Origin of the sequence: Pseudomonas sp. A25(2017), assembly GCF_002001065.1 — a bacterium.
Taxonomy (GTDB): domain Bacteria; phylum Pseudomonadota; class Gammaproteobacteria; order Pseudomonadales; family Pseudomonadaceae; genus Aquipseudomonas; species Aquipseudomonas kilonensis.
Genome location: NZ_MUOA01000116.1, coordinates 22,646 through 43,740, shown reverse-complemented (window position 1 = coordinate 43,740; position 21,095 = coordinate 22,646). Strand labels below are relative to the sequence as shown.

The following is a 21,095-nucleotide window of genomic DNA, read 5'->3' as shown; positions in this document are numbered from 1 at the left end:
GAAAAGACTTTTTGTGGCGAGGAGGTTTTTGTGGGAGCAAGGCTTGCCCGCGATGAAGATAACGCGGTACTTCGGGCACCGAGGTGTTTGCATCGCGAGCAAGCTTTGCTCCCACAGGTAAATCCCTTCCCCGCAGGCGTGTTGTGTTCTCCTGATTGGAGTGGTTATGGGTGATCGGCACGACTACGTGGCCCTGGAATGGGTCAAGGGCGAGATTGCCGAAACGCTGAAGCAGGCTCATCTGGCCCTCAACCGCCTGGTGGACGATCCGCAGGCGTCGGATGCCCTCGGGCAATGCCTGGCCTGTATTCACCAGGTCCACGGCGGCCTGCAGATGGTCGAATTCTACGGTGCGGCGTTGCTGGCCGAGGAGATGGAGCAGCTGTGCGCCGCCCTGCAGGACAACCGCGTCACCCATCGCGACGAAGCCATCAGCCTGTTGAGCCAGGCCCTGGGGCAGTTGCCGATCTACCTGGACCGCGTACAAGGTGCCCGTCGCGACCTGCCGCTGGTGGTGCTGCCCCTGATCAACGACCTGCGCAGTGCCCGGGGCGAGAGCCTGTTGTCGGAAACCAGCCTGTTCAGCCCCGAGTTGCCCGATATTGCGCCGCTCAGCGACCAGGACTTGCAGCGCCTCGAACCCGCTGACCTGCCAAACACCTTGCGCAAATTGCGCCAGACCCTGCAAATGGCCCTGGTGGGCCTGCTGCGCGAACAGGATGACGCGACCCACCTCGGTTACCTGGCCAAGGTCTTCCATCGCCTGGAAACCTTGTGTACTGGGGCGCCGCTCAATGCGTTATGGCAGGTGGCCTCGGCGCTGGTCGAAGGCATGCGTGACGGGCGTATCACCAACAGCCCGGCGCTGCGCAGCCTGTTCAAGGAAGCCGAGAAGGAACTCAAGCGCCTGCTGGAGCAAGGCATGCCTGGCATCAATCAGCCGGCACCGCCCCACCTGCTCAAGAGTTTGTTGTTCTATATTGCCAAGGCCGAACATCCCAGCGGGCAGATGCAGATCATGAAAGAACGCTACTCACTGGACGACGCGCTGCCCGACAGCGCCATGGTCGACGAAGAACGCGCGCGCCTGGCCGGGCCCGACCGCGATGCCATGCGCTCGGTGCTCGCCGCGCTGTGCGAGGAACTGGTACGGGTCAAGGAGCGCCTGGACCTGTTCGTGCGCAGCGATCGCCAGCACGCCTCGGAACTGGACAGCCTGTTGGCGCCGCTGCGGCAGATCGCCGACACCCTGGCGGTGCTCGGTTTCGGCCAGCCGCGCAAGGTCATCATCGATCAACTGGCGGTGGTCCTGAGCCTCGCCCAGGGCCAGCGCGAGCCGGATGACGCGACCCTCATGGACGTCGCCGGGGCCTTGCTCTACGTCGAGGCGACCCTGGCCGGCATGGTCGGCACCGTCGAGCCCGAGAGCCGCGAAGACACCCACCTGCCCACCACCGACCTGACCCAGATCCACCAGATCGTCATCAAGGAAGCCCACACCTGCCTGCAACAGGCCAAGGACATGATCGTCGACTACATCGACGCGGACTGGAACAGCGAACAACTGCAGCCCTTGCCCGCGCTGCTGACCCAAGTGCGCGGCGCGCTGGCGATGATTCCCCTGAGCCGTGCCGCCAGCCTGGTGGAGGCCTGCAACGGTTTCATCCGCGAGCATCTGCTGCTGGACCAGGCCCAGCCGGGTTGGGAAGAACTCGACCACTTGGCCGACGTGATCACCGGCCTCGAATACTACCTGGAGCGCTTGAGCGAGGACCCGCAAACCCCTGGCGAGCCGTTGCTCGATGGGGTCGAGCGGAGCCTGGCTGCGCTCGGTTATTTCCCTGACGAAGCGCGGGTGCCGGTGCTCGACGATGTGTTGAGCCCCAACGAAGCCCAGGTCATGCAGGACTTGCAGGAACTGGACGACCCGCAGACGGTGCAATCCTTGGCCGAGGTGCTGGCCAGCCCGATCTCGGCGGTCAATCCGCCGGCCAGGAGCACCCCGGGCAGCCTGTTGCCGCCACCGGTGGATGAAAGTCCGGTGGACGACGAGTTACGCGAAGTCTTCCTCGAGGAAACCGGCGAGGTGCTGGACGTCCTGCGTGAATACCTGCCGCGCTGGAGTGCGCATCCTGACGATCACGGCGCCCTGAGCGAACTGCGCCGGGCCTTCCACACCCTCAAGGGCAGTGGCCGGATGGTCCGGGCGCTGGTGCTGGGTGAACTGGCCTGGGCCGTGGAAAACCTGCTCAACCGGGTGCTGGAGCGCAGCGTCGAGCCGCAGGCCTCGGTCCGCCAGTTGATCGAAGACACGGTGCAGTTGTTGCCGGCCCTGGTGGCCGAATTCGCGGCCAATCACCAGCGCCAGCGCGACGACGTCGACCGCTTGGCCGCCCGCGCCCATGTCCTGGCCAAGGGCGGCGACGAGGACGATGAAGACGAACAGGACGTGGCCGCTCTCGATCCGCTGCTGTTGAAGATCTTCGACAACGAAGCCCAGGGTCACCTCGCCAGCCTCAATCGTTTTCTCGATCAGTCGGCCGACCACCTGCCGTTGCAGGCCAGTGATGAATTGCAGCGGGCCTTGCATACGCTCAAGGGGAGCGCGTCGATGGCCGGCGTGTTGCCGATCGCCGAACTGGCCGGGGCGATGGATGAGCTGGCCCGGGAATACCGGGCGCATCTGATTGCCCTCGACCTGGATGAGGTCGAATTGCTGCTGGAAGCCGAAGGGCTGCTGCGCCGTGGCTTGCGCCAGTTGCACAGCGAGCCGCTGGCAGCGATCCCCGGGGCTGAGGATCTGATCCTGCGCGCCCAGGCCCTGCTGGCCGAGCGCCTGCACGCCGCCAACAGTGCGCCGGACAAAGCGCTGCGGACCAAGCGCGACCCGCAACTGATCAACAACTTCCTCGCCCAGGGCATGGACATCCTGCTGGACGCCGAAAGCCTCTTGCAGCGCTGGCAGCAGCACCCCGGCGAAGGCCAGGAACTGAGTGCGCTGCTCGATGAGCTGACCACCCTGGGCGAAGGCGCGCACCTGGCCGACTTGCACCCGGTGGACGAACTCTGCGAAGCCTTGCTCGACCTCTACGGTGCGGTAGAGGAAAGCAGCCTGGCGGTCAGCGACGAATTTTTCCAGGAAGCCCAGCGCGCCCATGAAGCGCTGATCGACATGCTCGATGAGCTGGCGGCCGGACAGCATGTGCATCCGCAGCCCGAGCGGGTACAAGCCTTGCGCCGCCTGCTCCAGGAGAGCCTCGATCCGTCGGCCACCGGCCTGATCCGCAGCGACGGCAGCCGCACCCTGAGCATCCGCGAACTGGGCCACGCGACGGCGGAAATGGAGCGTGACGCGCCCGTCGATACCTCGATGGAAGATGACCTCGCGGCGATTTTCCTCGAAGAAGCCCAGGACATCCTCGAAAGCGCCGCCCAGGCCTTGCAGCGCTGGTTGGCCGATCCGGACAACGGTGCGCCGCTGTCCTCGCTGCAACGTGACTTGCACACCCTCAAGGGCGGTGCGCGAATGGCCGACATCCGGCCGGTGAGCGACCTGGCCCAGGAGCTGGAAAACCTTTACGAAGGGTTGGTAGACCGGCGCTACAGCTACAGCGAGGAACTGGCACAACTGCTCGCCAGCAGCCATGAACGCCTCGACCTGTTGCTCGGGCAGTTGCAACAGGGCCAGCCGTTGGGCGATCCGGTTGCGCTGATCGACGCCATTCGAAGGTTTCGCCAGGACAAGCCGAACGCCATCGAGACGAGCGCAGCGGCCCAGGCCGACGGCGCCGGCCATGATCCCGAGTTGCTGGAGATCTTCCTTGAGGAAGGCTTCGACATCCTCGACAGCTCGGGCGCGGCGCTGCTGCGCTGGCAGGAAGAACCGTCGAATCGCCAGGCCGTGGAAACCTTGCTGCGGGACTTGCACACCCTCAAGGGTGGTGCGCGCATGGTGGAAATCGTCCCCATCGGCGACCTGGCCCACGAGTTGGAAAACCTCTATGAAGGCCTGTCGGCTGGTCTGCTTCAACCGACCCCGGCGCTGTTCACCTTGTTGCAAAGCAGCCATGACCGGCTGGCGCAGATGCTCGACGCCGTGCGCGCCGGCCACCCGTGCCCGCTGGCGGACCGGCTGATCGCACAGATCCAGGCGGTGAATCATCCCCAGGAGAACGCTGCGCCGCAGGCTGAATCGGCGCCGGAACCGGTGCCCGTCGTGGCACCGCCAACGGCGCCCGCAAGACCCGATCCCAGTGCTCCGGGCGACGGTGCGGACATGGTCAAGGTCTCCGCCGAATTGCTCGACGACCTGGTGAACCTGGCGGGCGAAACGTCGATCTTCCGTGGGCGCATCGAACAGCAGGTCAACGACGCGCACGTGGCCCTGGGCGAAATGGAAACCACCATCGAGCGCATGCGCGATCAGTTGCGACGCCTGGATACCGAAACCCAGGGGCGGATTCTCAGCCGGCAACAGGTCGAGGCCGAGCGCCTGGGCTATGAAGAGTTCGACCCGCTGGAGATGGACCGCCATTCCCAGTTGCAGCAGTTGTCCCGGGCACTGTTCGAGTCCGCCTCGGACTTGCTCGAGCTCAAGGAAACCCTTGATCGCAGCAATCACGATGCCGAGGTCCTGCTGCAACAGCAGGGGCGGATCAACACCGCGCTCCAGGAAGGCCTGATGCGTACGCGCATGGTGCCGTTCGAGCGCATGCTGCCACGGCTCAAACGCATCGTCCGGCAAGTGGCGCAGGAACTGGGCAAGGATGTGGAATTCCTGGTCGGCAATGCCGACGGCGAAATGGACCGTAACGTCCTGGAGCGCATGGCTGCACCGCTTGAACATATGCTGCGCAACGCCGTCGACCACGGCCTGGAGCCGGCCGACGTGCGCATTGCCGCCGGCAAGCCGGCACGAGGACGTATCAGCCTCGACCTGTCCCGGGAAGGCGGCGACATCATTTTCGACATCCGCGACGACGGCGCCGGCGTGCCGCTGGAGGCGGTGCGGAACAAGGCGATCAAGCGTGGCTTGCTGGCGCCGGACAGCGACATCAGCGACCGCGACGTGCTGCAGTTCATCTTGCAACCAGGCTTTTCCACGGCCGAGAAAATCACCCAGATCTCCGGGCGCGGCGTCGGCATGGACGTGGTCCACGAAGAAGTGCGGCAATTGGGCGGCAGCATGGTCATCGATTCCACGCCGGGGCAGGGCGTGCATTTCCGCATTCGCCTGCCGTTTACCGTGGCGGTGAACCGGGCGTTGATGGTGCACTGTCATGAAGACCAGTATGCGATCCCGCTGAACACCATCGAGAGCATTGTCCGGGTGTTGCCCGCCGAACTGGACGGCTATTACCAGCTCGATCCGCCGACCTACACCTACGCCGGGCAGCGTTACGAGTTGTGCTACCTCGGTGAGCTATTGAAAACCGGCGCCCGGCCGAAACTGCTGGGCCAGAGCCAACCCTTGCCGGTGCTGCTGGTGCAGTGCAACGAGCGGCATGTCGCGGTGCAGGTGGACGCTACCGTCGGGACCCGGGAGATCGTGGTCAAGAGCCTCGGCCCGCAGTTCTCGGCGGTACAGGGCCTGTCCGGGGCGACGATCCTGGGGGACGGCCGGGTGGTGTTGATTCTCGACCTGCTGGCGCCGATCCGCGCTTTGCCCCATCAGGTCCCGCGGCGCCAGGTGCTGGCTGAAGGCGAGGGCGAACCGCAACGGCCGTTGCTGGTGCTGGTGGTGGACGACTCGGTGACGGTGCGCAAGGTTACCAGCCGCTTGTTGGAGCGCCATGGCATGCACGTCCTGACCGCCAAGGATGGCGTGGACGCCATGGCGCTGCTGGCCGAACATGCGCCTGATCTGATGCTGCTGGACATCGAGATGCCGCGCATGGACGGCTTCGAAGTGGCCACCCAAGTGCGCAACGACCCGCGCCTGGCGCACTTGCCGATCATCATGATCACTTCCCGCACCGGCCAGAAACACCGCGACCGCGCCATGGCCATCGGCGTCAATGACTACCTGGGCAAGCCGTACCAGGAATCGGTGCTGCTGGACAGCATCGCGTACTGGAGCAAAACCCATGCATGACCTGCATCTTCACTCGCGCACCAGCCCGCTCACCGGCCTGCTGTTGCCATTGGCCGACCGGCACCTGGTGTTACCCAACGTGGCCGTGGCCGAACTGATCGACTACCAGAGCAGCGTATTCGATATGGACACCCCGCCGTGGTTCCTGGGCTGGGTGAGCTGGCGCGAACGGCAAATCCCATTGCTGAGCTTCGAGTCGGCCTGCGGCCAGAAGACCGTGATTGGCGAGCGCGTGCGCATCGTCGTGCTCAACGCCCTCGGCGGGCGGCCGGAGCTGCGTTTCATTGCCCTGCTGGTGCAAGGCATCCCGCGCTCCTACAAGCTCGACAGCCAATTGAGCTACGTCGACGTGCCGCTGTGCGGGTTGGAACAGGCTGCAGTGCAAGTTGGGGAGCACGTGGCGAAAGTGCCGGATCTGTTGGCGCTGGAGGAGTTGGTGATGGCTGCGGGCCTGATTCAACCCTACAACACCTGAGGCATACGAAGTTCCGATGTGGGAGCGAGCCGAGCTGTTTCTCCCGGTTGTACTTCGATCAAACTGTGGGAGGGAGCTTGCTCGCGATGGCTGCCTGACAGCGGGCCAGGATTTTGTTGAACGGGTACATATCCATTGCTGCGGTAACGGCGGCTTAGGGTTCCGCCCTTACGGCGGGTCACTTTTTTCAGACGCCAAAAAAGTAACCAAAAAGGCTTTGCCCCACCACTCGGTGCCTCGCTTAGGCTCGGCATGCCCTCACTCCGGCATTGCTCCGTGGGCCGCCGCGAAGGGCCATCCATGGCCCAGCGCGGCTAACCCGGCATCCATGCCGGGTTGCCCACTCCACAATGCCTGCGTTCGGCCAGCGTGGTTAACGGGGCGCCCCAGATCAAGATCAAGATCAAGATCAAAAACGAGGCGGCCTGACAGCCGACCTGGCTCATGCAGCTGTACCCCAACCAGACTTGTGTGAGCAGAACCTGTGGGAGCAAAGCTTGCTCGCGAGGCGGCCTGACAGCCGACCTGCTATTGGCAGGTGTACCCCAATCCTATTGTGTGCGGGCTTGCTCGCGAAGGCGGCACATTCTGCATTTGCAATCTGACCCATCGCTATCGCGAGCAAGCTTGGCTCCCACAGGATTAGCGGTGGGCACTGATCTTATAAACGACCTGTGTGGGAGCGAGCTTGCTCGCGATGGCGGCAGCACATTCGACATCTCCTTTGGCTGACCCACCACTATCGCGAGCAAGCTCGCTCCCACAAGGATGGCGTTCAACCATTACTCCAACCGTAACGATCCGTCGTTGAGCTTGATTGATGCCCCCGCCACAACACTCCTAAGGTGACCCCCACGACAGCAAACCCGTGGAGTGGTCATGACAACAATATCCCCCGACTCGCGCTGGACGCGGCGGCGCAGCGAAAAGCAGCGGCGTCTCGGGCTGGTGAAGGGGCTTGCCGACGGTGTGGTGCTGCCCACCGACAAGATCGTTGCTGCGCTGGAGGCGTTGATCCTGCCCGGCGACCGTGTGGTGCTTGAGGGCAATAACCAGAAGCAGGCGGACTTCCTTTCCCGCTCCCTGGCGAAAGTCGACCCTTCGAAGTTGCACGATTTGCACATGATCATGCCCAGCGTCGGGCGGTCCGAGCACCTGGACCTGTTCGAACGCGGCATCGCCCGCAAGCTCGACTTCTCCTTCGCCGGCACCCAGAGCCTGCGCATCAGCCAGTTGCTCGAAGACGGCCTGCTGGAAATCGGCGCGATCCACACCTACATCGAACTCTATGCCCGGTTGGTGGTGGACCTGATCCCCAATGTGGTGCTCTCGGCCGGTTTCATGGCCGACCGCGCCGGCAATATCTACACCGGCCCCAGCACCGAAGACACACCGGCGCTGATCGAGCCGGCGGCGTTCAGTGACGGCATCGTCATTGTCCAGGTCAACCAGTTGGTGGATGACGTCAGCGACCTGCCGCGCGTCGACATCCCGGCGTCCTGGGTCGATTTCGTGGTGGTGGCCGACAAGCCGTTCTACATCGAGCCGCTGTTCACCCGCGACCCGCGCCACATCAAGCCTGTGCATGTGCTGATGGCGATGATGGCGATCCGCGGGATCTACGAGAAACACAACGTCCAATCCCTCAATCACGGCATCGGTTTCAACACCGCCGCGATTGAGTTGATCTTGCCGACCTACGGCGAATCCCTCGGCCTGAAGGGCAAGATCTGCCGCAACTGGACGCTCAATCCGCACCCGACCCTGATCCCGGCCATCGAAAGCGGCTGGGTCGAGAGCGTGCATTGCTTTGGCACCGAGCTGGGCATGGAAAACTACATCGCCGCCCGGCCGGACGTGTTCTTCACCGGCCACGACGGCTCGCTGCGCTCCAACCGCATGGTCTGCCAACTGGCCGGGCAGTACGCGGTGGACCTGTTCATCGGCGCCACCCTGCAAGTGGACGGCGATGGCCATTCCTCCACCGTGACCCGTGGCCGCTTGGCCGGCTTCGGTGGGGCGCCGAATATGGGCCACGACCCGCGTGGTCGTCGTCACGGCACGCCGGCTTGGCTCGACATGCGCCATGGCGATGGCGAGGCGCCGTTGCTCGAACGCGGCAAGAAGCTGGTGGTGCAAATGGTCGAGACGTTCCAGGAGGGCGGCAAACCGACCTTCGTCGACACCCTCGACGCGGTGGATGTGGCGAAGAAAGCCGGCATGCCCCTGGCGCCGATCATGATCTACGGCGACGACGTCACCCACCTGCTGACCGAAGAGGGCATCGCCTACCTGTACAAGGCCCGTTCCCTGGAAGAGCGCCAGGCGATGATCGCCGCCGTGGCCGGCGTCACTGCCATTGGCCTGCGCCATGACCCGAAAGACACCGCGCGCATGCGCCGCGAAGGGCTGATCGCCTTGCCCGAAGACCTCGGGATCCGTCGCACCGACGCCACCCGCGAGTTGCTCGCGGCCAAGAGCGTGGCCGATCTGGTGGAGTGGTCCGGTGGCCTCTACAACCCGCCCGCCAAGTTCAGGAGCTGGTAAATGCACGCCTTCAACCTGCAACCGAAAAAACTGTCCTTGGCCGAGCGCCTGGCGGATATGGCGGTGGACGCGCTGATCGACGAAGCCGACCTGTCGCCTAAACCGGCCTTGGTGGACCGTCGTGGCAATGGCGCCCACACCGATCTGCACCTGGGCCTGATGCATGCTTCGGCACTGTCGCTGTGGCCGGCGTTCAAGGAAATGGCCGAAGCCGCCCTCGACTGTGGCGAGATCGGCTTGCCGCTACGCGAAGCCCTCGGGCGCATCGGCCGTGAGGGGGAAGCCTCGATGCTCGCCACCACCGGTGGGGTGAATACCCATCGCGGGGCGATCTGGGCCTTGGGCCTGTTGGTCGCTGCGGCAGCGTTGGAACCTGAATCCAGCGTCGCTGGTGCCGTGACTTTACGTGCGGCCCGCCTGGCCTTGCTCAACGACCGCTATGCGCCCCAACCCTTGAGCCATGGCGCCCAGGTCGCCCAGCGCTACGGTGTGCGCGGTGCCCGGGAAGAAGCGCAACTGGCGTTCCCGGCGGTGACCGGCCTCGGCCTGCCGCAACTCAAGCGCAGTCGCGCGGCGGGGGTGGGCGAGCAGAACGCTCGGCTTGATGCCTTGCTGGCGATCATGACCACCCTGGCCGATACCTGCGTGCTCTATCGCGCCGGCGAGCCGGGTTTGCAGGCCATGCAACAGGGCGCCAAGGCGGTGCTCGATGCCGGTGGCAGTGCGAGCCTGGGCGGTCGCCGCCACTTGCACGCGCTGGATCAACAACTGATTGCCTTGAACGCCTCGCCCGGCGGCGCTGCCGACCTGCTCGCCGCCTGCCTGTTCCTCGATCGAATCGAACGCGGCGATGGCCTCTTCCCTGGAGTGTGCTGATGGAAACCTTATCCTTTGAATTCCCCGCCGGGCAGCCGCCACGGGGCCGGGCGCTGGTGGGCTGTGTCGGCTCGGGCGACCTGGAAGTGCTGATCGAACCCGGTCTGGCGGGCAAGTTGACCATCCAGGTGCAGACCTCGGTCAACGGCAGTGAACAACGCTGGCAGCACCTGTTCGCCCGCCTGTTCGACGGCCAGACACCGCCGGCCTTGTCTATCGACATCCACGATTTCGGCGCCACCCCCGGCGTGGTGCGTTTGCGCCTGGAGCAAGGCTTCGAGGAGATCGGCCATGACTGACAGTGCAGCGTTGCTCAACAAGCACAGCTTCGTCGAACTCGGCGCCCGGCAGCGGGCCAAGGCCTTACTCGATGAGGGCACTTTCCGTGAACTGCTCGACCCGTTCCAGCGGATCATGTCGCCGTGGCTGTTGCGCCAGGGCGTGGTGCCGCAAAGCGACGACGGCGTGGTGATCGCCAAGGGCACGCTCGATGGCCTGCCCGTGGTGATCGCCGCCATCGAAGGCGCGTTCCAGGGCGGTAGCCTCGGCGAAGTCGGCGGGGCGAAGATTGCCGGTGCGTTGGAACTGGCCGCCGAGGACAACCGCAAGGGCATCCCGACCCGCGCCGTGCTGCTGCTGGAAACCGGTGGCGTGCGGTTGCAGGAGGCCAACCTCGGGCTCGCGGCGATCGCCGAGATTCATTCGGCGATTGTCGACCTGCGCCAATACCAACCGGTGGTCGGTGTGGTGGCCGGCAGCGTCGGCTGTTTTGGTGGCATGTCCATCGCCGCCGGGCTGTGCAGTTATCTGCTGGTGACCCAGGAAGCGCGGCTGGGCCTGAACGGCCCACAAGTGATCGAACAGGAGGCCGGGATCGACGAATACGACTCCCGCGACCGGCCGTTCATCTGGAGCCTGACCGGCGGTGAACAGCGGTTCGCCACGGGATTGGTGGACCGTTATGTGGCCGACGATGTGACGCAGATCCGCCAACAGGTCGGCCAGTTGTTGCACCTGGGCGTTCCCGCGCAACACCGCAGCGGCCAGGCCGAGCTGTTCCTGCAACGCCTGGCTCGCTTGGACACTGACGTGCAAATCGAACCGGCCACGGTTCGCCAGCTGTATCAGGGAGAACGCTCATGAGTGCCTATTCATTGAGAGGCTTGCGCTGGTTCGAAGCCTTGGCTGGCGACGCCAAACCGCTGGAAGGCCTGCCGGCTTCGTTGAAAGTCGCTGACACCAGGCTGGGCGAGCAAACCGTGCGCCTGCTGGCGGTGGTGGCCGATCCCGACAACCGTTTCCCGCGGGCGCGCAACGGCGAAGTCGGATTGCTGGAAGGCTGGGGCTTGGCTAAAGCGGTGGACGACGCCATCGACGCCGACCGGGATGCAGTCAACAAGCGTGCGCTGATCGCCATTGTCGATGTACCGAGCCAGGCCTACGGCCGGCGCGAAGAAGCCCTGGGCATTCATCAGGCCTTGGCCGGTGCGGCGGACAGCTATGCCCGTGCGCGACTGGCCGGGCATCCGGTGATCGGTTTGCTGGTGGGCAAGGCCATGTCGGGGGCGTTCCTGGCCCACGGCTACCAGGCCAACCGGCTGATTGCCCTGCGCGACCCGGGCGTGATGGTTCACGCCATGGGCAAGGCCTCGGCGGCGCGGGTGACCTTGCGCAGCGTCGAGGAGCTTGAGGCGTTGGCCGCCAGCGTGCCACCGATGGCCTATGACATCGACAGCTTTGCCAGCCTGGGTCTGCTGTGGGAAACCTTGTCAGTGGAACAGGTTGAACAGCCGTTGGCGGAGGATCTGGCGCGGGTGAATGAGTGTCTGCTCCAGGCGATTGAAGCTGTAGCGGCGGGGCCGCGTGATCTGAGCAGTCGTCTGGGTGCGTTCAACCGCATCGCGTCGAGCCGGGTTCGCCAACTGCTGAGAGAGCAGTGGTGAGTACGTATCTGGTCCATGACCTGCTGTGGGGGCTGACCCCACAACAGTTGCCGGCGGATGCGCCGGTGTGGGTGGCCGACGCGATCAACGCCGGTCAACCGGTGGTGGTTCGGCGCTCGCTGACGGCACCCGATCACATCGCGGTCGGAGTGCGTGGACGCTTGCGCGAGCAACGTTATGCAACGTCGATGGCGGTTATGGCGATTTCCCGTCGCGTCAGGCCGGAAGACCTTTGTCACGTCCCGTCGACCCGCGACTTGCCAGCCCTGCAAGCGCTGTCCCGCCTGCGTCCGCTGCTCGATGCCAGTGGCTGGGCCTGGGGCGTCAGCGGCAGCGCCGGCTTTGAGCTCGCCACGGGTATCGAGGCGCTGCATGAACGCAGCGACCTGGATTTGATTCTGCGGGTGCCGCATTTTCTCGATCGTCTCCAGGCCAGGGATTTGCTGGCGCAACTGGATGCCTCGGTTTGCGCCGTGGATATGCAATTGCAAACGCCCTGCGGTGCCGTCGCCTTGCGCGAGTGGGCGGGGGCGTCGCGGCGGGTCTTGCTCAAGGATGATGTTCAGGCACGGCTGGTGAGCGATCCTTGGCAGCCTTCATTGGAGCAAGTCGCGTGAGCAGCCTCTTCGTCTTTCCCGGCCAGGGTGCGCAGCGCGTGGGCATGCTCCATGGCCTGGCGCCAAAAATCCTCGACGAGGCGGGTGACGTGCTTGGTGAGGACGTCTTGCAGTTGGACAATGCCGAGGCGCTGCAATCGACCCGCGCGGTACAACTGTGCCTGTTGATCGCCGGCGTGGCGGCGTCCCGGCAACTGTTGGAGCAGGCACCTGCCCCGGACTACGTGGCGGGGCTGTCCATCGGTGCTTATCCCGCGGCGGTGGTGGCTGGGGCGCTGGGGTTCGAGGATGCTTTACGGTTGGTCAGCCTGCGGGGCGAATTGATGCAGCGGGCGTATCCGCAAGGCTACGGCATGACCGCGATCATCGGCTTGGAGCTCGCGGCAGTGGAAGCGTTGCTGGCGCAAGTGCACGGCGACCGCACACCGGTCTACCTGGCCAACATCAACGCGGATAACCAGGTGGTCATCGCCGGCAGTGACGCGGCCATGAGCAACGTTGCCAAACTAGCGCGAAGCCTGGGTGCCGGGAAGGCCTGTCGGCTGGCGGTAAGCGTGCCGTCTCATTGCCCGTTGCTGGAAACACCGGCCCGGGCATTGGCCCAGGCATTTGCCGACGTGCCGTTGAAAGCACCGGCCTTGGGTTATCTCAGCGGTAGCCGCGCGCGACCGCTGATCAACACCGAGGCCTTGCGCGACGACCTGGCGTTCAACATGTGCCGCGTGGTGGATTGGCGCGGCACCGTGCAAAGCGCCTACGAGCGCGGCGTGCGACTACAGATCGAACTGCCGCCCGGTGCGGTGCTGACCGCCCTGGCGCGTCGGGTATTCGAGCAGGGCACTGTCATGGCTTTCGACGGCGCCCGGCTCGACACCTTGCAGGCGCTGTTGCGTGAGGAGGGAAACCGCCAACCCTAAACCACCGACTCAAGCTGGCGAAGCACAAAAACAACAACTTCGACGATGCACTTTGAGGAATACGACAATGATTATCTACGGTGTGGCATTTTTGGCCTTTTGTACCCTGGCGGGTATTTTTATCGGTGAGCTGCTGGGCAAATTGATCGGCGTGCCGGCCAACGTCGGCGGCGTCGGCATTGCGATGCTGCTGTTGATCGGCCTGGGCAGTTACCTGAGCAAGCGTGGCCTGTTCAAGGGCAAATCCGAGGCCGGCGTGGAATTCTGGAGCGCGGTCTACATCCCCATCGTGGTCGCGATGGCGGCGCAGCAAAACGTCTACGGCGCGCTCAAGGGCGGGCCAATGGCGATCCTGGCCGGGACCCTGGCGGTGGTGATTGCCTTTGCGTTGGTGCCCGTGCTGGTGCGCATTGGCAACAAAGGGCCCCAGGGCGACGTTTCCGTTAAGACGGTCGGGTGATTGCCATGTACGAATCCATGATGAAAGTCATCACCGGCTACGGCCTGATCAGTGGTTTTGCGATTGTCGGCATCACCATGTGGGTGTCCTACTGGATCAGCAACACCTTCACTAAAGGCCGCCTGCATGGCTCGGCCATCGCCATTCTCCTGGGACTGGTGCTCTCCTACATCGGCGGGGCAATGACCGGTGGGCAGAAGGGCGTGGTGGACATTCCACTGCTGTCCGGGATCGGCTTGCTCGGCGGTGCGATGCTGCGGGACTTTGCCATCGTCGCCACGGCGTTTGGCGTGAGTATCGAAGAACTCAAGCGCGCCGGTTTCGTTGGGGTGCTGGCGCTGTTCGTCGGGGTCGGGACGTCGTTCATTGCTGGCGTGGGCGTGGCGATGGCGTTCGGTTACACCGATGTGGTGAGCCTGACCACCATTGGCGCCGGGGCGGTGACCGGGGCGGCGATTGGTGCCAGTTCCGAAGTGATGGCGCTGTCCATTGCCGCCGGGTTGATCAAGGCGATCCTGGTGATGGTGGCGACGCCGTTCGTGGCACCGATGATTGGCCTGAATAATCCACGCAGTGCGGTGATCTTCGGTGGCTTGATGGGCACCTCCAGCGGCGTGGCCGGGGGGCTGGCGGCCACCGATCCGAAGCTGGTGCCGTATGGCTGCCTGACGGCGGCGTTCTATACGGCGCTTGGGTGCTTGTTGGGGCCTTCGTTGTTGTTTTTGATCATGCGGGGGTTGATGGGGTAGGGCTTTGAATTTGCGCTGAGAGGGCTGTCCTCATCGCGAGCAGGCTCGCTCCCACAGGGGATTTGTGAACACCGATCCAATGTGGGAGCGAGCCTGCTCGCGATAAGGGCGACTCGGTTTCAGCTCTGACGATTGGCATACATCCGGCACTCAGCCAACAGCGCCAGCAGGTTCGGATCACGCTCCTTGGCTTTCAGGAACACCACGCCAATGCGCTGTTGTAGCCGATACCTTTCCTGCAACGGGATCAGTTTCACCCGGTTCTCATACACCGCCGCGATCCTGCCCGGCAGCAAGGCATAACCCACCCCGGAGCTGACCATGCTCAGCAGGGTGAAGATGTCGTTGACCTGCATCGCCACCTTCGGCTCGAACCCCGCCTGCTTGAACACCCGGATGCCGTCCTGGTGCGTGGCAAAACCCTGGGTCAGGGTGATGAACGTCTCGTCGCGCACCTCGGCCAGATCGACCTCGCTGCGTTGGGCAAAGGGTGAGTCGGCCGGCGTGGCGAGGAAGATGTCGTCGGAGAACAGCTCGATATGCTCGCAGTCCGGGTCGTTCACGCTGTCGTCCAGGGAGATCAGGATCGCGTCCACTTCCATGTTTTTGAGCTTGTACAGCAGGTCGATGTTCGAGCCCAGGATCAGGTCGATGTTGAGCTCGCTGCGACGGATTTTCAGGCCCATGATCAGTTGCGGCACGGTCTTGACCGTCAACGAATACAACGAACCGAGCTTGAAGCGTTCGGCGGAGAAGCCGGCGGCTTCGCGGGTCAGGCGTACGCTTTCGACCACGTCCTGGATCAGCTTCTGCGCCCGCTCTTCCAGCACATAGGCACTTTCCAGCGGCGTGAGGTTGCGGCCTTCGTGCTTGAACAACGGGCAGCGCAGGGCGCTTTCCAGCGAGTGAATGGCCCGGTGCACACTGACGTTGCTGGTCTGCAACTCGGCCGCCGCCCGCGCCAGGTTGCCGGTGCGCATGAAGGCCAGGAACACCTCGAGTTTCTTCAGGGTCAATTCTTCGTCGATCAGCATGGGGCGGACTCTTATTCGTATCGCCCGATTGTGCCCCAAGAAGCCTTTGTGGCGAGGGGATTTAGCGAAACGTCGCACCGCCCCGCTGGGCAGCGAAGCGGCCCCAAATCCTGTCATCTCGTCGTGTCAGGCTGATCGCACTTAGCTGCATTGGGGCTGCTTCGCAGCCCAGCGGGGATAAATCCCCTCGCCACAAGGTATGTCTCCAGGTTTAAAAGCAAAACATTGCACTTTAAAGCGCCAGGCCTGAGCCTTGGCGTCTGTTCTGGAATGTGAGGTGGGACTGGATGTATCACGGGGAACGACTCAACGCCTGGACGCACTTGGTCGGGGCGGTGGCGGCTTTTATCGGGGCGGTGTGGTTGCTGGTGATTGCCGGGATGGCGGGCGATCCGTGGAAGATCGTCAGCGTGGCGATCTACGGGTTCACCCTGCTGGTGCTGTACAGCGCGTCGACGGTTTACCACAGCGTGCGCGGGCGCAAAAAAGCAATCATGCAGAAGGTCGATCATTTTTCGATCTACCTGTTGATCGCCGGCAGTTATACCCCGTTCTGCCTGGTGACCCTGCGCGGGCCGTGGGGCTGGACGTTGTTCGGGATCGTCTGGGGGCTGGCGCTGATCGGGATACTGCAGGAGATCAAGCCGCGCTCCGAAGCGCGGATCCTGTCGATTGTGATCTACGCGGTGATGGGCTGGATCGTGCTGGTGGCTGTCAAGCCGCTGCTGGCGGCCCTGGGCAGCGCCGGGTTTGCCTGGCTGGCCTCGGGCGGCGTGTTGTACACCGTGGGCATTATCTTTTTCGCCCTCGACCACCGGCTGCGCCACGCCCATGGCATCTGGCACCTGTTTGTCATCGCCGGCAGTTTGCTGCACTTCGTGGCGATTCTGTTCTACGTGCTCTAATCCATGACCCCGCACCGAGTTCTGAACACCACTGATCTACTGTGGGAGCGGGCTTGCTCGCGAAAGCGGTGTGTCAGCCAGCACAATATTGACTGATACACCGCTTTCGCGAGCAAGTCGGATCGCCGCACCGCCGCTCCCACAATTGATCTTCAGTGGCCGCAGGGGATTAGAAATCCCCCCATAGCTGCTGCGCCACCGCCAGTGCCACAACCGGCGCGGTTTCGGTGCGCAGCACGCGGGGGCCAAGGCGGGCGGCGTGGTAGCCGGCGGACTTGGCCTGTTCGACCTCGGCATCCGACAACCCGCCTTCGGGACCAATCAGGAACGCCAACGTCGACGGTTTGTCATGGCTGACCAGCGGCTCGGCCACCGGATGCAGCACCAGCTTCAGCTCGGCCTCGGTCTGTTTCAGCCAGTCAGCCAGCAGCAGCGGTGGGTGGATCACCGGCACGCTTGAGCGCCCGCACTGCTCGCAGGCGCTGATTGCCACCTGGCGCCAGTGCAGCAGGCGCTTGTCGGCGCGCTCGTCCTTGAGGCGTACTTCGCAGCGTTCGCTGAAAATCGGCGTGATCTCACTGACGCCCAGCTCCGTGGCTTTCTGGATCGCCCAATCCATGCGCTCGCCCCGGGACAGGCCCTGGCCGAGGTGGATGCGCAGCGGCGATTCAGCTTGCCCGGCGAACTGCTCGTCCAATTGCACCCGCACGCGTTTCTTGCCGACCTCGGCCAGGGTGCCGCGAAACTCCTGGCCCGAGCCGTCGAACACCTGCACGGCATCGCCTTCGGCCATGCGCAGCACACGGCCGATGTAATGGGCCTGGGCTTCAGGCAGTTCGTGGTCGCCGAGGCTCAGGGGCGCGTCGATGAAGAAGCGGGACAGTCTCATGTGGAGTCTCTGCAAGAAAAAATGATCGTGGTTGAAGCTCGCGGCCTCATCGCGGGCAAGCCTTGCTCCCACAGTGGGTTCGCATTTCTCTGTGGGAGCAAGGCTTGCCCGCGATGGCGGTGGCCCAGGCTCAGCCCGGATCGCGATAACCCGGGTGGAAGTCCTTCGGCACCGCCACGCTGACCTTGTCCCGGGTGGCGATGTCGATGCCTTCGCTGGCCACTTCGGCGAGGAAATCGATCTGCTCCGGGGTGATGACATACGGCGGCAGGAAATACACCACGCTGCCCAGCGGACGCAGCAAGGCACCTCGCTCCAAGGCATGCTGGAACACACTCAGGCCACGCCGTTCCTGCCACGGATAAGCGGTTTTGCTGGCCTTGTCCTTGACCATCTCGATGGCCAGCACCATGCCGGTCTGGCGTACTTCGGCCACGTTCGGGTGGTCGGCCAGGTGCGCGGTGGCGCTCGCCATGCGTTGGGCCAGGGCCTTGTTGTTCTCGATGACGTTGTCTTCTTCGAAGATATCCAGCGTTGCCAGGGCCGCCGCGCAGGCCAGCGGGTTGCCGGTGTAGCTGTGGGAATGCAGGAAGGCGCGCAGGGTCGGGTAGTCGTCGTAGAACGCGCTGTAGACCTCATCGGTGGTCACGCACGCGGCCAGCGGCAGGTAACCGCCGGTCAGGGCCTTGGACAGGCAGAGGAAATCCGGCGTGATGCCGGCCTGCTCACAGGCGAACATCGTCCCGGTACGGCCGAAGCCAACGGCGATTTCGTCGTGGATCAGGTGTACGCCGTAGCGGTCGCAGGCCTCGCGCAGCAACTTCAGGTACACCGGGTGGTACATGCGCATGCCGCCGGCGCCCTGGATCAACGGTTCGACGATCACTGCCGCCACCGTGTCGTGGTGCTCGGCCAAGGTCTGTTCCATGGCCGCGAACATGTTGCGCGAATGTTCTTCCCAATCCATGCCTTCAGGGCGGTGGTAGCAGTCGGGGCTCGGCACCTTGATGGTGTCCAGCAGCAACGCCTTGTAGGTTTCAGTGAACAACGGTACATCGCCCACCGACATCGCCGCGATGGTTTCGCCGTGGTAACTGTTGCTCAGGGTGACGAAGCGTTTTTTGTCCGGCCGGCCGCGATTGATCCAGTAGTGGAAGCTCATCTTCATCGCCACTTCGATGCAGGACGAGCCGTTATCGGAGTAGAAGCACCGGGTCAGGCCTTCGGGCGTCATCTTCACCAGGCGCTCGGACAGCTCGATCACCGGCTGGTGGCTGAAACCGGCGAGGATCACATGCTCCAACTGATCGACCTGGTCCTTGATGCGCTGGTTGATGCGCGGGTTGGCGTGGCCGAATACGTTGACCCACCAGGAGCTGACGGCATCGAGATAGCGCTTGCCTTCGAAATCTTCCAGCCACACGCCTTCACCGCGCTTGATGGGGATCAGCGGCAGCTGTTCGTGGTCTTTCATCTGGGTGCAGGGGTGCCATAGCACCGCAAGGTCGCGTTGCATCCACTGGTTATTCAGGCCCATGTACAGTCTCCTCGAGGCGGCTCGCGGCGGGCGCGGGCAAAACAATCGCGCAAGCCTATGCAATGGCGGCCCGGCGGACAACCCATTGTGTCATTCCCACTACTTTGAACGAGGCGATAGACGTCGCTGGCGGCGTTTTGATGGCTGACGTATTCTTCGCCGTTCCCTGAGCCGGCTGGCTCGAAAGCTGAAATTTCCTACGTTTAATCCGGAGTTCGTTGAATGTCTGCTGGTTGGCTGCGCGCCTGTGCGCTGGTGATGATAGGGCTGTTCAGCGTTTCGGCGCTGGCCAAGGACAAACAACCGACGGCCATCGTCATCGGCGGCGGCCTGGCGGGGCTCACGGCGGCCTATGAATTGCAGAACAAAGGCTGGGCCGTGACGCTGCTGGAAGCCAAACCGAGCCTGGGCGGTCGTTCGGGCATGGCCACCAGCGAGTGGATCGGCAACGAGAAGACGCAGCCAGTGCTGAACAAGTACGTCTCCACCTTCAAGCTGAGCACCACGCCGGCCCCGGAGTTCGTGCGCACCCCCAGCTACCTGATCGACGGCATCTACTTCACCGCCGCGGACCTGGCGAGCAAACAGCCGGCCACCGCCGAAGCCCTCAAGCGCTACGAAACCACCCTGGACGACCTGGCGCGCTCCATCGAAGACCCGCTGAACCCGGCGGCGACCAGCACGCTGCATGCGCTGGACCAGATCACCGTGTCCAACTGGCTCGACCGCCTGCAACTGCCGGCCACGGCGCGGCAGTTGGTGAACCAGGAGATTCGCACCCGGTATGACGAACCTTCGCGCCTGTCGCTGCTGTATTTTGCCCAGCAGAATCGCGTCTATCGCGGCGTCTCCGACCGCGACCGGCGGGCCTCGCGCCTGCTCGGTGGCAGTCCGGTACTGGCCCAGGCGTTCGTCAAGCAACTGAAAACCATCAAGACCAGTTCGCCTGTGTCGGCCATCTCCCAAGACAAGGACGGTGTAACCGTCAAAGTTGGCGCCGTTGGCTACCAGGCGGATTACGTGGTGCTGGCGGTGCCGTTGCGGGCGCTGAACAAGATCCAGTTGACCCCGGCCCTGGACGCCCAGCATCAAGGCGCGATCAAGAGCACCAATTACGGCTGGCGCGACCAGATCATGCTCAAGTTCAAGACCCCGGTCTGGGACAGCAAGGCGCGCATGTCGGGCGAGATCTACAGCAACGCCGGCCTGGGCATGATGTGGATCGAACCGGCCTTGAAGGGCGGTGCCAACGTGGTCATCAACCTGTCCGGCGACAACGCCCGGGTGATGCAGGCTTTCGGCGACAAGCAGATGGTCGATCAGGTACTGATCCGTCTGCACGCGTTTTATCCACAGGCCCGTGGCGCGTTCACCGGCTATGAAATCCGCCGCTATAGCACCGACCCGTCCATGGGCGGCGCGTACCTGGCCTTTGGCCCGGGCCAGATCAGCAAGTACTGGCGCCTGTGGGAAAAGCCATTGCAACGCGTAGCCTTTGCCGGTGAACACACCGACACCCTGTACCCAGGTACCCTGGAAGGCGCGTTGCGCAGTGGTCAGCGCGCGGCCAGTCAGGTTGAAGACCTGGCGGCGGGCAAGTCGTTCGAACCTCCTAAGGTCGCGCCTGCTGCAACGGCGGCGGCTGCTGGTGCAGTGGCGGCGAAGAAGGGCAACTTCTTCAGCAACCTGTTTGGTGGCTCGGACGATGACAAGAAGCCAGAGCCGGCCAAGGCACCGGAACCGGTAGCGCCTGCTCCAGCACCCGCTCCTGCGCCGGCGCCGGTGGAACCACCCGCACCAGCCCCGGCGAAGGTTGAGCCCGCCAAGAAAGCAGCAGCCAAACCAGCGGCGAAAAAACCAGCCGCCAAGGCACCGGCTAAAAAAGCGCCAGCCAAGGCTCCGGTGAAAAAGGCTGAACCGGTGAAGAAACCCGCCGCCAAGCCGGCGGCGACTACTGAAACCAAAGCTCAGTAACCTCCAGAAGAAAAAAGCGCGGCTCAAGGGCCGCGCTTTTTTTCAGCATCAGGAGCATTGGCTTCGACGCTCAGCGCT

At 63.9% G+C, this 21,095-nt stretch carries 16 protein-coding genes, 1 tRNA gene and 1 pseudogene; 15 read left to right on the top strand and 3 right to left on the bottom strand.

What is annotated here, in order from left to right:
- Positions 1-166: 166 nt before the first annotated feature.
- From B0E42_RS26710 to madM, 11 genes are all read left to right on the top strand, one after another.
- The gene (locus tag B0E42_RS26710; protein WP_077508440.1) at positions 167-6,094 is read left to right on the top strand and encodes an Hpt domain-containing protein; all 5,928 of its coding nucleotides are present in this window, start codon (positions 167-169) and stop codon (positions 6,092-6,094) included.
- Complete coding sequence (locus B0E42_RS26705) at positions 6,087-6,569, top strand: chemotaxis protein CheW (RefSeq protein ID WP_014340662.1); 483 nt, start codon at positions 6,087-6,089, stop codon at positions 6,567-6,569. Before B0E42_RS26710 ends, B0E42_RS26705 begins: the two co-directional genes overlap by 8 nt.
- Positions 6,570-7,448: 879 nt before the next feature.
- Entirely contained in the window at positions 7,449-9,116 is a 1,668-nt protein-coding gene (gene mdcA / locus B0E42_RS26700) for a malonate decarboxylase subunit alpha (protein ID WP_077508438.1), read from the top strand.
- Positions 9,117-9,992 carry a triphosphoribosyl-dephospho-CoA synthase gene (locus tag B0E42_RS26695; RefSeq protein WP_077508436.1) on the top strand — a complete coding sequence of 292 codons (876 nt, stop codon included), beginning with the start codon at positions 9,117-9,119 and terminating at the stop codon, positions 9,990-9,992.
- Positions 9,992-10,291: a malonate decarboxylase subunit delta gene (locus B0E42_RS26690; protein ID WP_018609549.1), complete on the top strand. Its 300-nt coding sequence runs from the start codon at positions 9,992-9,994 to the stop codon at positions 10,289-10,291. The genes B0E42_RS26695 and B0E42_RS26690 overlap by 1 nt, the downstream gene beginning before the upstream one ends.
- Positions 10,284-11,135 carry a biotin-independent malonate decarboxylase subunit beta gene (locus B0E42_RS26685; protein ID WP_018609551.1) on the top strand — a complete coding sequence of 284 codons (852 nt, stop codon included), beginning with the start codon at positions 10,284-10,286 and terminating at the stop codon, positions 11,133-11,135. The genes B0E42_RS26690 and B0E42_RS26685 overlap by 8 nt, the downstream gene beginning before the upstream one ends.
- The gene (mdcE, locus tag B0E42_RS26680) at positions 11,132-11,935 is read left to right on the top strand and encodes a biotin-independent malonate decarboxylase subunit gamma (protein WP_018609553.1); all 804 of its coding nucleotides are present in this window, start codon (positions 11,132-11,134) and stop codon (positions 11,933-11,935) included. Before B0E42_RS26685 ends, mdcE begins: the two co-directional genes overlap by 4 nt.
- Positions 11,932-12,552 carry a malonate decarboxylase holo-ACP synthase gene (locus B0E42_RS26675; RefSeq protein ID WP_077508434.1) on the top strand — a complete coding sequence of 207 codons (621 nt, stop codon included), beginning with the start codon at positions 11,932-11,934 and terminating at the stop codon, positions 12,550-12,552. The genes mdcE and B0E42_RS26675 overlap by 4 nt, the downstream gene beginning before the upstream one ends.
- Positions 12,549-13,469: a malonate decarboxylase subunit epsilon gene (mdcH, locus tag B0E42_RS26670; RefSeq protein ID WP_077508432.1), complete on the top strand. Its 921-nt coding sequence runs from the start codon at positions 12,549-12,551 to the stop codon at positions 13,467-13,469. Before B0E42_RS26675 ends, mdcH begins: the two co-directional genes overlap by 4 nt.
- 67 nt (positions 13,470-13,536) lie before the next feature.
- Positions 13,537-13,929 (top strand): malonate transporter subunit MadL, encoded by a 393-nt coding sequence (gene madL, locus B0E42_RS26665; RefSeq protein ID WP_014340653.1) that lies wholly within the window; start codon positions 13,537-13,539, stop codon positions 13,927-13,929.
- Between the two features lie 5 nt (positions 13,930-13,934).
- Positions 13,935-14,678, top strand: coding sequence for a malonate transporter subunit MadM (gene madM / locus B0E42_RS26660; RefSeq protein WP_077508430.1), 744 nt, complete (start codon positions 13,935-13,937; stop codon positions 14,676-14,678).
- A 119-nt stretch (positions 14,679-14,797) separates the two neighbouring features.
- Here the strand turns inward: madM and B0E42_RS26655 are convergent, their stop codons facing one another.
- Positions 14,798-15,712 (bottom strand): LysR substrate-binding domain-containing protein, encoded by a 915-nt coding sequence (locus tag B0E42_RS26655; RefSeq protein ID WP_053182711.1) that lies wholly within the window; start codon positions 15,710-15,712, stop codon positions 14,798-14,800.
- A 287-nt stretch (positions 15,713-15,999) separates the two neighbouring features.
- Between B0E42_RS26655 and B0E42_RS26650 the strand changes: the two genes are divergently transcribed.
- A complete protein-coding gene (locus B0E42_RS26650) occupies positions 16,000-16,617 on the top strand; it encodes a hemolysin III family protein (protein ID WP_018609564.1) in 618 nt (205 codons plus the stop codon).
- Between the two features lie 169 nt (positions 16,618-16,786).
- Here the strand turns inward: B0E42_RS26650 and B0E42_RS26645 are convergent, their stop codons facing one another.
- Complete coding sequence (locus tag B0E42_RS26645) at positions 16,787-17,506, bottom strand: 16S rRNA (uracil(1498)-N(3))-methyltransferase (RefSeq protein WP_018609565.1); 720 nt, start codon at positions 17,504-17,506, stop codon at positions 16,787-16,789.
- A gap of 130 nt (positions 17,507-17,636) precedes the next feature.
- Positions 17,637-19,043 carry an adenosylmethionine--8-amino-7-oxononanoate transaminase gene (locus B0E42_RS26640; protein WP_024616435.1) on the bottom strand — a complete coding sequence of 469 codons (1,407 nt, stop codon included), beginning with the start codon at positions 19,041-19,043 and terminating at the stop codon, positions 17,637-17,639.
- 222 nt (positions 19,044-19,265) lie between these two features.
- On the opposite strand from B0E42_RS26640, the pseudogene B0E42_RS31900 reads away from it, so the two are divergent.
- The 3 genes and pseudogenes from B0E42_RS31900 to B0E42_RS31225 form a co-directional block, all read left to right on the top strand.
- Positions 19,266-20,561 (top strand): annotated as a pseudogene (locus B0E42_RS31900) (flavin monoamine oxidase family protein); the annotation flags it as partial.
- 20 nt (positions 20,562-20,581) lie between these two features.
- A tRNA-Phe gene (locus B0E42_RS31230) sits at positions 20,582-20,670 on the top strand.
- A 26-nt stretch (positions 20,671-20,696) separates the two neighbouring features.
- Complete coding sequence (locus B0E42_RS31225; RefSeq protein ID WP_168188543.1) at positions 20,697-21,017, top strand: hypothetical protein; 321 nt, start codon at positions 20,697-20,699, stop codon at positions 21,015-21,017.
- The last annotated feature ends 78 nt before the right edge of the window (positions 21,018-21,095 follow it).